We start from the raw sequence: 12,170 nt of genomic DNA on the forward strand, positions 1-12,170 counted from the left end.
GCAGAGGGCGCTGAAGTTTACGCAGATGACGCAGAAGCACGAGAATGATATTTCCTTCTTGATTAGGAAGGGCGCTTTCAATATTCACCAAGCGCTGGGGCCAGGGCTATTGGAATCGGTATACGAAATGTTATTGGCGCACGAATTGCGAAAATTTGGATTGGAAGTTCAGACTCAGGTAGCATTACCGGTTGTGTACGATGGGCTGAAACTGGAAAATGGATTTCGCATCGACCTGCTGGTCGAAAACAAAGTAGTAGTTGAACTGAAATCCGTCGAAACACTGCTTGAGGTGCATCACATACAACTGCTTACTTATCTGAAACTCTCGGGTCATAAGCTTGGCTTACTCATCAATTTCAACGTGCCTCTCATTAAAAGCGGCATTTTCCGCAAAGTGAACGGCTTAGAAGAACAATCTGCGTCATCTGCGCTAACCTCTGCGCCTTCTGCGGGCTAAAAACAGTAAGAACAATGACCAACCTCACCAACCAAGTTGCCATCGTCACCGGCGCAAGCCGCGGCATCGGCCAGGCCATCGCGCTACTTCTCGCCCAGCAGGGAGCCACCGTAGTAGCCGTAGCCCGCAGCGAGCAGGAACTGAGCGAAATCACCCAGCAAACCCAGGGCCTAGGCATCGTCGCCGATGTTTCGAACGAAGCCGACGCCCAGCGCATCATCGAGGAAACCCTGCGCCACTACGGCCGGCTCGACGTCCTCATCTGCAATGCCGGCGTGGGCTCGTTTGCCGAGCTGGAAAACTTCAGCGCCGCCGAGTGGGACCGGATTTTCGATACCAACGTGAAGGGCACCTTCCTGCTGTGCAAGGCCGCCGTGCCCCACTTCAAAGCCCGGAAGAAAGGCCATATCGTGGGCATCACCTCCGACGTGGCCAAGCGCACCTTCGCCCACGGCACGGCCTACGGAGCCAGCAAATTTGCCCAGGATGCCGTGCTGGCCAGCCTGCGCAAGGAAGTGCGCCCGCACGGCATCAAGGTGAGCACCATTTACCCCGGGCTGGTCGATACCTTCTTCAACGACACCACGCCCGGCAGTGCCGAGGCCGTGCAAACCCACCTCCGCCCCGCCGACGTAGCTCAGGCCGTGTGCTACGTGCTCGAAGCCCCCGCCCATGTAGTGGTAGATGAGCTCATGCTACACCCCCTCACGCAGGAATGGTAGCCGATTTAAGGGTTGAGTGTTAAGGGTTGAATGTTGAGTTAGCAATTGTTTCACACCATACCATCCACTCAACATTCAACCCTCAACATTCAAAACTCCCTTATCTTGCCGCATCATGAAAAAACTGTTGCTGGCCGGCGGCCTCCTCTCTTTAGCTGCTTTCTCGTTGCCTCACCCGCCCGTGAATAAGAAACATCCCCAGGCCACCGACCCCAACACCACCGCCGAAGTCCCGAAGGATAATAAGCTCGTCATCTACCAATTGATGACGCGCCTGTTTGGCAACAAGGTGGCCCTGAACAAGCCCTACGGCACCATCAGCGAGAACGGCTGCGGCAAGTTCAACGACATCACCGACAAGGCCCTCGACGAAATTAAAGCCTTGGGGGTGAGCCATGTGTGGTACACCGGCGTAATTGAGCACGCCACCATGACGGACTACACCAGCGCCGGCATCCCGGCCGACGATGCCGACGTGGTGAAGGGCCGCGCCGGCTCGCCCTACGCCATCAAGGACTACTACGACGTGGCCCCCGACCTGGCCGTGACGGTGAAAAACCGCATGTCGGAGTACGAAGCCCTCATCAAGCGCACCCACGACCACGGCCTGAAGGTGCTGATGGACTTCATCCCCAACCACGTGGCGCGTTCCTATAAGTCGGATGCCAAGCCGTTGGGGGTGATTGACCTGGGCGCGACCGATGACAAAACCAAGGCCTTCGTGCCCAACAACAACTTCTACTACCTGCCCGGCAAGGCCTTCGTGGTGCCTGCCAACTACAACCCGCTCGGCCCGCTGAAAGGCCCCCGCGAAGACGGCAAGTATTTCGAAATGCCCGCCAAGGCCACCGGCAACGACGTATTCACGGATGCGCCGAGCGTGAACGACTGGTTCGAAACCGTGAAGCTGAACTACGGCGTGGACTATGTGAACGGCCGCCAAACGCACTTCGAGGCCGTGCCCGATACCTGGACGAAGATGCGCGACATCCTCGTGTTCTGGGCCGGTAAGAACGTGGATGGTTTCCGCTGCGACATGGTGGAGATGGTGCCCGTCGAGTTCTGGGCCTGGGTAATTCCGGAGCTGAAAAAGGTGAAGCCCGACCTCGTGTTCATCGGCGAAGCCTACAACCCCAGGGAATACCGCACCTACCTGGAGAAGGGCCATTTCGACTTTCTGTATGACAAAGTGGGCCTGTACGACGACCTGCGCAAGCTGATGCGCCAGGAAGGCACCACCGAGGACATTACCAAAGTATGGAAGGAGGAAAGCAACGGCTTCTCCTCGCACATGCTGCGCTTCCTGGAAAACCACGACGAGCAGCGCATCGCCAGCAAGGATTTTGCCACTGACCCGCGCCGCGCCATTCCGGCCATGGCCGTGACGGCTACGCTGGCCAGCGGCCCGGTCATGCTCTACTTCGGGCAGGAAGTGGGCGAGCCCGCCAACGGCGTCGAAGGCTTCAGCAGCGAAGACGGCCGCACCAGCATCTTCGACTACTGGGGCGTGCCCGAGCATCAGAAGTGGCTGAACCAGGGCAAGTTCGACGGCGGCAAGCTCAGCCCCGAGCAGAAAAGCCTGCGCGACTACTACCGCCGCCTCCTCACCCTCACCAGCACCAGCGAGGCCATCCGCAAAGGCCGCTTCTACGAGCTGCAGGATGCCAACAACCTGGGCAAGGAGTACAACCAGCGCCATCTCTACACCTACCTGCGCTACACCGACAAGCAGCGGCTGCTCATCGTGGTCAATTTCAGCGCCGATAAAACCTACAAGCCCGTCCTCACCATCCCGGCCGATGCCATGACGGCCATGGGCTTGAGCACCAAGAAATTCTATACTTACACCGACCTGCTCGGTGAGGGTGAGCCCCGCAACGCCCTCAATGTGACGCTGGCCCCGCTATCGGCGCATATTTTTGAGCTAAAGTCCCGGTAACAACGCCCGTTTATTCGGGTAAATCATTAAATTTAACGTCCATACTGCGCTCATTTCCAGGGCACATATCCCACACCTCTCTTCCTACTCCACATGGCTGCTCCCACCGCCGTCGCCACTTCCAGTACCCGCGAAAAACCCCGGCTTAGCTTCTGGCAAATCTGGAACATGAGCTTCGGCTTCCTCGGCATTCAGTTCGGCTTTGCGCTGCAAAACAGCAACATGAGCCGGATTTTTGAAACCATGGGGGCCAAGACCGACGAAATTGCCTTCCTCTGGCTGGCCGCGCCCATCACGGGCCTGCTGGTGCAGCCCGTCATCGGCTACCTCTCGGACCGCACCTGGAGCCCGCGCTGGGGCCGCCGCCGGCCGTACTTCTTCGTGGGAGCCCTGCTGGCCTCGCTGGCGCTCATCGTGATGCCCAACGTGACGGCCCTGTGGATGGCCGCCGGCATGCTCTGGATTCTCGATTCGAGCATCAATATTTCCATGGAGCCCTTCCGGGCGCTGGTCGGCGATTTGCTGCCCTCGCAGCAGCGCACCACCGGCTTCGGGGCCCAAACGTTTTTCATCGGTGTAGGGGCCATCGTGGGCTCGTCGCTGCCCTGGATGTTTGCCAACTGGTTCGGCGTTTCCAACACGCCCGAGCCCGGCCACATCTCGCTTTCACTGAAATATGCCTTCTACGTGGGCGGCCTGGTGTTCTTCCTGGCCGTGCTCTGGACCATCATCCGCACCAAGGAATACCCGCCCGAAAACCTGGCCGAGTTCGAGGCCGAAAAGGCCCGCACCGCCGGCTTCGCCAACGGCCTGAAAGAATCGTTCGACGGCATTTTCCACATGCCCAAAACCATGCGCCAGCTGGCCGTGGTGCAGTTCTTCTCGTGGTTCGCGCTGTTCTCGATGTGGATTTACACCACGCAGGCCGTTACCAGCCATATTTTCCACACCACCGATACCGCTTCGGCCCTCTACAACAAGGGCGGCGACTGGGTGGGCGTGTGCTTCTCGGTGTACAACGGCTTGTCGGCGGTGGTGGCGCTGCTGCTGCCCGTGGTGGCCCGCGCCACCAGCCGGCGCTTCACCCACATGCTGGCCCTGGTGATGGGCGGCGTGGGACTGATTTCGATTTACTTCATTCAGGATTACCACTACATTCTGATTTCGATGGTGGGCGTGGGCATTGCCTGGGCCAGCATCCTGAGCGTGCCCTACGCCATGCTGGCCGGCGCGCTGCCGTCCAACAAAATGGGCTACTACATGGGCGTGTTCAACTTCTTCATCGTGATTCCGCAGGGCGTGGCCGGCCTGATTCTGGGGCCGCTGACGAAGCATGTTTTCCACGACCAGCCCATCTTCACGCTGGTGCTCGGCGGCATTTCCATGATAATGGCGGGCCTGCTGACCCTGCGCGTGCACGACGCCGACGACATCCGCCTGCCCGCCGAAGCCGAGTCGGCCGAAACCCTGAGCTACGATGCCCTGGCTCCCGCCAACCCGCAGGTGTAGCTTTTATTCCTGAACGCCAAAAGGCCCGTTTCTTCAGCAGAAACGGGCCTTTTTCGTTGGATTATAAACCTGACAAATCAGCTTTTGATAATCATCTCGGCCACTTCACGGCCGGTGGCCAGGGCCGCGTTCAGTGAGGGATAGGATGTCCAGTCGCCGCAGCGGTAGAGGGTTTCGGCCAGTTTCAGGGGCTGTTCTACGGGCTGGCCGGGCAGGTACACCGGCAGCGCCGTGGGGATGCGGTAGCTGCGCAGGTGCTCCCACTGGCGGGCGGCTGGCCCAAACCAGGCGGCCAGCTCCTCGCGCAGGCGGGCAGTAAGCTCTTCTTCGCTGAGGCTGCGCTCGCCGTGGGTGCTCACCGATATCAGCGAGCGGCCGGCGGGGGCGTACGCGCCGCTCACATCGGCGGGGAAGGCCACGTTGTGAGCCAGGGCACTGGGGCCGGCGTTCAGGCGCAGCAGCTTATCGTTGCGGCCCGGCGAATGGCCGCCGGGCGTGGCAAAGTAGGTGCAGGTGGTGAGGCGGGCCGCTGTGGGAAAGGTGGCGTTCTGGGCCGTGAGGCTGTCGTCGGGGTTACCGCTGCGGCCGGCCAGCAGGCGCAGGGTGCTCAGGCCATCGGTGGCCAGCACCACGGCCGAGCCATGTAATACCTGGCCCGTGGTGAGGCGCACCTGCGTGCCATCGACCACGCCCGCCACCGGCGAGTTAAGGCGCACCGTGCCGGCGGGCAGGCGGGCCACCAGCTGCTCGGGCAGCTGCTGCATGCCCAGGGCGGGCACGGCCGCCTCGCCGGTCACAAACTGCTGGAATACGAACTCGAAGAAATTGCTGGCCGTAGTCAGTTCCCTGTCCAGGAAAACGCCGCCGAAAAACGGTTTGAAAAACGCGTTTATCATCTGCTCGCTCCAGCCGTAGCGTTGCAGGAAGGTGAGGGTATCGGTGGCCGGGCGGGCCAGCAATTCCTCGGGCGTGTATTTCAGCAAGTGCCTCACCAGACTGAGGATGCGCAGCTTATCGGGCAGCGTCCCAATTGGCGAAATAAGCGCCGAAAATGCCGCCAGCGGGGCTTGCAAGGGGTTTTGCAAGGTAGTTTCACGCCCATCGGCCAGCCGGATTACGGCCCCGGAGCGGAAGCTTTTCAAGTTGAGCGCGCTATAATCGAAAATGCGCCGGGCCTCGGGGTAGTTGGTGAGCATCACCTGAAAGCCCCGGTCGAGCCGGAAGCCTTCGGGCGTGATATCGGTCCGCACGCGGCCGCCCACGGCATCGGCCGCTTCGAGCACGAGCACGGCGTGGCCGGCGCGGTGTAGCCAGGTGGCGCAGGCCAGCCCGGCCATGCCCGCCCCGATGATGATAACGGGGTTAGAATCAGAGGAAGTCATAATTGAGTAGCAAACAGAATTTCGCGCAGCTTGCTCCGCATTTCACGGCGCGTGGCGCGAAAGGTTGGGCTAATTGAGGTTATAACGGAGTGACGTTTTTCAAGCGTCTGTCATCCAGCGCTTGCGAAGGACCTTATCACGCCTGAACGGTACGCAGTAATCTCCAACGATGTGAATGTGATAAGGCCCTTCGCGGCGCTCAGGATGATAGTAATTCACAACCAACACAAATGACCCTAAAGCTGCTTTTAAAACAGCTTGGGCATCTTGTGCTCCTTCCATTTCTTGCGGGTCTTCATCGTCCAGAACTCGGCCACGCCGTTGCGTTGCAGGCTGAGCTGCCAGGCCGCCATGGGCTGGCCCAGCTTATACCCGGTGGCCTGGTCCTGCGGGAATTTCTGCTTGATAAGGGCGTAATCAGCCGCCGCAATATCCTTCCCCACTTCGCCGTGGCAGCGCAGGCACAGCTGGTTATTCAGCACAATGGGCCGCTGGTAAAAGAATACTTCCTGCGACAGCCGCTTGATGGTGCGCACCGTATCGGGCCGCATTTCCTCGGCCAGCAGCGGGGCCTGGCTGGCGGGATTGCGGGGCCGCTCGCTCACGCGGTGGGCCGTGGCCTTGAGCACGCCGGCCAGGGAATCGACGGAGCGGTAGGTTTCGGGCCGGCAAAAAGCTATGGCGCGGGCCACGCCCCCGGCGGCCAGCTCGCGGGCCAGGGTGCGGCGCAGCAGCGAGTCGGCGGTGGCCGTGAGGGAATCGCCGGCCCAGCGGGTGGCGTGCAGCAGGTCGTTGGGCATAATGCGCTTCACCTCCCAGTTTTCGGCCTCAATACCGATGCGCTTGCTGTCTTTGAGGTGCTCCACCTGGTCGGGGCGGCAGGCGGTGAAAGCCAGGGCCAGCGCTGGCAGTGCAATTTTATACAGCAGATTTTTCACGGGTAAAAGATTTCTTGAACACAACGCTGCAAAAGCACCGCAAAATACCGTCATGCCGAGCGCAGCCGGGGCATCTCGCGTGCCACTACTAATCAATGCTGTTATCACGATTAAGATACTATGGCACGCGAGATGCCTCGGCTGCGCTCGGCATGACGGTCTTCATTGAAACCCTTACATCAGGTAGGCTTTCAACTCTTCGTAGTTAACCGCCAGCGGCACACTTCGTTTAGCCCGCCCCTGCAAGGCCTGCACCACGGCCGGCAGCTCAATGGCCCGGCCCAGGATGGGCTCCACCACGTCGGGGAACTTCACGGGGTGCGCCGTGGCCAGAATCAGGCCCGCTGTGCCCGCGTGTTGGGCCTGATAGCGGCGCAGTGCCGTGTAGGCCACGGCCCCGTGCGGGTCGAGCAGATAATCGTCGTGCTCCCACACCTGCCGGATGGCGGCCACCGTATCGGCGTCGCTCACGGTATCGGCACCGAGGGCGGCGCGCAGCTTATTCAGGTCATTATCAAATAGCTCCAGAATGCGCACAAAGTTGCTGGGGTTGCCCACGTCCATGGCGTTGGAGAAGGTGGGCACGGCCGGCCGGGGCTCGTAGGTACCCGTGCGCAGGTAGGCGGGCACCGGCTCGTTGGCGTTGCAGGCCGCGATGAAATGCCCCAATCCCAGCCCCGAGGCCTGGGCCAGCAGCCCCGCGCACAGGTTGCCGAAGTTGCCGCTCGGCACCGCCACCACCGGCGCGGGTGCCCCCGCCGGCCACTGCTGCATGGCAAAGCAGTAGTACAGCTGCTGCGGCAGCCACCGCGCCACGTTGATGGAGTTAGCCGACGTGAGGAAGCGCCGCTGGGCCAGTTCGGGGTCCAGAAAAGCTTGTTTCACCAGTGCCTGGCAGTCGTCGAAAGTGCCGCTCACTTCCAGCGCCGTAATGTTCTGGCCCAGGGTGGTGAGCTGCTGCTCCTGCACGGGGCTCACCTTGCCTTTGGGGTAGAGTATCACCACTTCCACGCCCGGCACGCCCAGAAAGCCGCTGGCCACGGCCCCGCCGGTATCGCCGGAGGTGGCCACCAGTACGGTCACGGGCGGCGTGTCGCCGTGCTGGGCGAAGTAGCCCAGGCAGCGGCTCATAAACCGCGCCCCCACGTCCTTAAACGCTAAAGTAGGCCCATGAAACAGCTCCAGCGCCGACACGCCCGCCACCACCGGCACCAGCGGAAACTCAAAGTCCACCGCCTCGGCGCAGATGCGCTGCAAGTCGGCCTCGGCAATGGTGCTGCCCACGTAAGGCCGCATCACATTGAATGCCACGGTGGCCTTGCTCAGGCTACGCAATTCGCGCCGGAAATCCGCAGAGAATTTCGGGATGCTTTCGGGGAAATAAAGGCCGCCATCCGGAGCCTGCCCGGTGATGGTGGCCGTGCGGAAATCAACCAGCGGCGACTGGTGGCGGAGGCTGTAGTATTTCATATTGTTGATTGTCCAATGGCGAAAGCAAGAACGTCATGCCGAGCGCAGCCGAGGCATCTCGCTCGCATCGTTGCGGCGATTAGATTACTGCGGCACGCGAGATGCCTCGGCTACGCTCGGCATGACGTCCTTTTTGTTATCTAAAACCTAGTCCTCCTCAACCACCCGCGCCCCCGTGGTCCCCACCGGCCCCACGTATACGTTGCACGCAATGCCCAACTCCGCAAATACCCCACCCATTGCCGCGCCCACGGCCTGCGCCGTGGCCTCCGTCCGGTTCAGCATAAAAATCGACGGTCCCGAGCCCGAGATACCCCCGCCAATGGCACCGGCCGCCAGCGCCCGCGTCCGCGCCTCGGCCAGACCGGGGATGAGCGGCAGCCGCGCCGGCTCCACAATGTAGTCGTCGAGCGAGCGGCCGATGAGGTCGTAATCGGCCATCATAAACCCGGCTACCAGCCCGGCCACGTTGGCCCACTGGCGCACGGCCAAGCCCAGCGGCACCGTGGCCGGCAGCACCTTGCGCGAGTCGCTGGTTTTCAGCTCAATCTGCGGATGCACCACGGCCACCCATAGCGGCGGCGCGGGCAGGGCAATGATATCAATGGCCGGCTCCAACGCCCGCACCACCGTGAAACCGCCGAAAATGGCCGGCGCGATGTTATCGGCGTGGCGCGCGCCGGAGGCCACGGCCTCCCCTTCCATTGCAAAATCCACGAGCTGCATTTTGCTGAAGCAGTTGCCCAGCAGGGCATTAGCTGCTACCACCGCGCCGGCCGCGCTGGCCGCGCTGCTGCCCACGCCGCTGCCCGGCTTGATGCCTTTGGTGATTTCCAGCTCGAAGCCCATTTCCTCCGGCACCTGCTTCAGCAGCGCCAGCAGGGCCACGCCGGCCACGTTGCGGGCAGGGTCGGTGGGCAGGTTATAGGGGTCGAGGTGCTGGATGCGGACGCCCGGCGTGGCGCTGCGCGTGAGGCGAATGGTATCGTAGGGCGCGGCCAGGGCCAGGCCAAATACATCGAAGCCGCAGCCTAGGTTGGAGAGCGTGGCGGGGGAATGAACGAGAACGGAATCAGGCATTATGTTGAATTAAGAATTAACAATTAAGAATCAGGAATGCCCGGCACCCTTCATCACCCAATTCTTAATTCTCAATTGTTAATTGTTAATTAAATCAAAGCCTTGCGGCGCGGATAATATCTGCGAATACCCCCGAGGCCGTGACCTCCGCGCCGGCTCCCGCGCCTTTCACCACCAGCGGCTGGTCGGCGTAGCGGTCAGTGTAGAACAGCACCACGTTGTCCTTGCCGCGCAGGTCGTACAAGTCGTGGCCGGGCGCTACGGTTTGCAGGCCCACGGCGGCGTGGCCGTCGGCGTAGCGGGCCACGAATTTCAGGCGCTTGCCGGCCGCTGTGGCGGCATCGTATAACGCTTTAAAGTGGCTTTCATGGGCGGCCATCTGGGTGTAAAAGGCTTCCACATCGCCTTCGAGACAGGCAGGCGGCAGGAAGGTTTCAATTTCAATATCTGCCATTTCCATCACCTGGCCGGCCTCCCGGGCCAGAATCAGGATTTTGCGGGCCACGTCGGAGCCGCTCAGGTCGAGGCGCGGGTCGGGCTCGGTGTAGCCTTCGGCCTGGGCCTGGCGCACCACCTCGGCATAGGGCCGGGTGCCGTCGTAGTTGTTAAACACGAAATTGAGCGTGCCCGAGAGCACCGCTTCCATGCGCTGCACCACGTCGCCGCTGCGCGTGAGGTCGTTCAGCGTACCGATGATGGGGAGAGCCGCGCCCACGTTTGTTTCAAACAAGTAGCTGGCGTTGAACTCCTTCGACAGGCTTTTGAGGCGGGCGTAGTGCGCGTATTCCGACGACGCGGCCACCTTATTACAGGCCACGATGGCCACGCTTTTCGCCAGCAAATTGGCGTAGATGCCGGCGGCGGCCGGGTTGGCCGTCACGTCCACGAAGATGGAATTACGCAGGTTGCGGGCAATGATGAGTTGGGTGAACTCCTCCAGCGTCTGGGCTGGGGCTTGCGCCAGCTCTTCGGGCCAGGCAGTGAGGTCGAGGCCGTTTTCATCCACCAGGCAGTGGCGGCTGTTGGCAATGGCCACCACGCGCACCTGCAAGCCCAGCTTTTCGAGCAGGTGGGCCTGCTGCCGCGCCAGCTGTTCCAGCAGCTTGCTGCCCACGTTGCCGGGCCCGAGAATAAACAGGTTCACCTGCTTCTTGGTGGCTTCAAAAAACGCCTCGTGCAGCACGTTGATGGCCTTGCGCACATCGGCTGCCCGAATCACGGTCGAAATGTTCTTCTCCGAAGCGCCCTGCGCGATGGCCCGGATGTTCACCCCATTCTGCCCCAGCGCCCCAAATAGCTTGCCGCTGATGCCGGGGTGGTTCTTCATGTTTTCGCCCACCAGCGCCACGATGGCGAGGTCTTTTTCGGGCCGCAACGGCTCGATGCGGCCGGCCGCGATTTCCGTGGCAAACTCCTCATCCACGGCCACTTGGGCGGGCGCGGCATCCGGCGTATTTACGCCCACGCAAATGGAATGCTCGGAAGAGCTTTGGGTAATGAGAATCACGTTGATGCGCTCGCGGGCCAGGGCCTCAAACAGCCGCTTCGAGAAGCCGGGGATGCCCACCATGCCGCTGCCTTCCAGATTCAGCAGCGTGAGGTTGCCGATACTGGAGATGCCCTGCACCACGGCCGGCGTGCGCGGCGGCTCCACTTCCACCAGCGTGCCGTATTCGTCGGGGGCGAAGGTATTTTTAATCCAGAGCGGAATCCCGCGCTGCATGACGGGCTGAATCGTAGGCGGATAGAGCACCTTGGCCCCGAAGTGCGACAGCTCCATGGCCTCCTGATACGAGATATGCGCAATGGGCCGGGCGCTGCGCACGAGGCGCGGGTCGGCGGTCATCATGCCGCTCACATCGGTCCAGATTTCGAGCTTCTCCGCATCCAGCGCGGCGGCCAGAATCGCCGCCGTGTAGTCGGAGCCGCCCCGGCCCAGCGTGGTGGTGGTGCCATGAGCATCGGCGGCAATGAAGCCGGGCACAACCCAAATTTTAGCAGGGTTTTGGGTCTTGAAGTCAGCTACTTGTTTTTGAGTCGTTGCCATATCCACTTCGGCCATGCCGAAGCGGGAATTGGTGCGAATGAGCTGCCGGGCATCGGCCCACACGGTGGCCTGGCCCTGCACTTTAGCCACGGCCGCAATGAGGTGCGACGAGAGCAGCTCGCCGTAGCTCATGAGCTTATCCAGGGTGCGGGTTGACAGTTCGCCCAAGGCAAAAATGCCGTTGCACAGGCTGGTTATCTCCCCAAACTGGCTTACCAGCTGGCCTTCCGGCCCGCTATGCGTGGCGGGCAGCAGCTCCTGCACGGCCGTGCGGTGGCGGGCGGCTAGCTGCAGCAGGGTGTCGCGGTAGCCCGCGTCGCCGGCGGCAGCGGCGCGGCCCGCGCCAATCAGCGCATCGGTGGTCCCACCCAGCGCCGACACGACCATTACAACTGGCCCGCGCTCAGCAGCCGTGGCCACAATGGCCAACGACTTGCGGATATTCTCGGCGGAGGCCACCGACGTGCCTCCAAATTTCAACACTTGCATCGCAGTTTCTGGTTGGTAAGGAGGTACCGCTTGGGTGGGAGGTGCGAAACCAGAATAGTTTGAAAGCCTGAACGGGAACGCCCGGAGGCGCCAAAAACGCTGTTTGGCAGGGTGAGCACCGCGCCGGAATAGCC

The 12,170-nt window shown here is 61.6% G+C and carries 9 protein-coding genes; 4 read left to right on the forward strand and 5 right to left on the reverse strand.

Annotation, left to right across the window (positions count from 1 at the left end; genetic code table 11):
• The first annotated feature begins 25 nt into the window (after positions 1–25).
• The 4 genes from HBN54_RS01685 to HBN54_RS01700 all read left to right on the forward strand — a co-directional run bounded on the left by HBN54_RS01685 (position 26) and on the right by HBN54_RS01700 (position 4,630).
• Entirely contained in the window at positions 26–460 is a 435-nt protein-coding gene (locus HBN54_RS01685; RefSeq protein WP_168671409.1) for a GxxExxY protein, read from the forward strand.
• Between the two features lie 14 nt (positions 461–474).
• Complete coding sequence (locus tag HBN54_RS01690) at positions 475–1,182, forward strand: SDR family oxidoreductase (RefSeq protein ID WP_168671410.1); 708 nt, start codon at positions 475–477, stop codon at positions 1,180–1,182.
• A gap of 115 nt (positions 1,183–1,297) precedes the next feature.
• Positions 1,298–3,121, forward strand: a complete 1,824-nt coding sequence (locus HBN54_RS01695; protein WP_168671411.1) for an alpha-amylase family protein — start codon at positions 1,298–1,300, stop codon at positions 3,119–3,121.
• A gap of 93 nt (positions 3,122–3,214) precedes the next feature.
• Positions 3,215–4,630, forward strand: coding sequence for an MFS transporter (locus HBN54_RS01700; RefSeq protein ID WP_168671412.1), 1,416 nt, complete (start codon positions 3,215–3,217; stop codon positions 4,628–4,630).
• A gap of 77 nt (positions 4,631–4,707) precedes the next feature.
• Here the strand turns inward: HBN54_RS01700 and HBN54_RS01705 are convergent, their stop codons facing one another.
• The 5 genes from HBN54_RS01705 to thrA form a co-directional block, all read right to left on the reverse strand.
• A complete protein-coding gene (locus HBN54_RS01705) occupies positions 4,708–6,012 on the reverse strand; it encodes a protoporphyrinogen/coproporphyrinogen oxidase (protein ID WP_168671413.1) in 1,305 nt (434 codons plus the stop codon).
• Between the two features lie 248 nt (positions 6,013–6,260).
• Positions 6,261–6,950 (reverse strand): c-type heme family protein, encoded by a 690-nt coding sequence (locus HBN54_RS01710; protein WP_168671414.1) that lies wholly within the window; start codon positions 6,948–6,950, stop codon positions 6,261–6,263.
• A 174-nt stretch (positions 6,951–7,124) separates the two neighbouring features.
• Positions 7,125–8,420, reverse strand: coding sequence for a threonine synthase (thrC, locus tag HBN54_RS01715; RefSeq protein ID WP_168671415.1), 1,296 nt, complete (start codon positions 8,418–8,420; stop codon positions 7,125–7,127).
• Positions 8,421–8,567: 147 nt separating this feature from the next.
• Complete coding sequence (locus tag HBN54_RS01720) at positions 8,568–9,500, reverse strand: homoserine kinase (protein ID WP_168671416.1); 933 nt, start codon at positions 9,498–9,500, stop codon at positions 8,568–8,570.
• Positions 9,501–9,594: 94 nt separating this feature from the next.
• A complete protein-coding gene (gene thrA, locus HBN54_RS01725) occupies positions 9,595–12,036 on the reverse strand; it encodes a bifunctional aspartate kinase/homoserine dehydrogenase I (protein ID WP_168671417.1) in 2,442 nt (813 codons plus the stop codon).
• Positions 12,037–12,170 lie beyond the last annotated feature (134 nt).

Origin of the sequence: Hymenobacter artigasi (genome assembly GCF_012275535.1) — a bacterium.
Lineage (GTDB): Bacteria > Bacteroidota > Bacteroidia > Cytophagales > Hymenobacteraceae > Hymenobacter > Hymenobacter artigasi.

Coding starts and splice junctions, on each gene's coding strand:
- thrC (WP_168671415.1), bottom strand. CDS start 8,420: ATGAAATACTACAGCCTCCGCCACCAGTCGCCGCTGGTTGATTTCCGC.
- HBN54_RS01695 (WP_168671411.1), top strand. CDS start 1,298: ATGAAAAAACTGTTGCTGGCCGGCGGCCTCCTCTCTTTAGCTGCTTTC.
- HBN54_RS01700 (WP_168671412.1), top strand. CDS start 3,215: ATGGCTGCTCCCACCGCCGTCGCCACTTCCAGTACCCGCGAAAAACCC.
- thrA (WP_168671417.1), bottom strand. CDS start 12,036: ATGCAAGTGTTGAAATTTGGAGGCACGTCGGTGGCCTCCGCCGAGAAT.
- HBN54_RS01720 (WP_168671416.1), bottom strand. CDS start 9,500: ATGCCTGATTCCGTTCTCGTTCATTCCCCCGCCACGCTCTCCAACCTA.
- HBN54_RS01705 (WP_168671413.1), bottom strand. CDS start 6,012: ATGACTTCCTCTGATTCTAACCCCGTTATCATCATCGGGGCGGGCATG.
- HBN54_RS01685 (WP_168671409.1), top strand. CDS start 26: ATGACGCAGAAGCACGAGAATGATATTTCCTTCTTGATTAGGAAGGGC.
- HBN54_RS01690 (WP_168671410.1), top strand. CDS start 475: ATGACCAACCTCACCAACCAAGTTGCCATCGTCACCGGCGCAAGCCGC.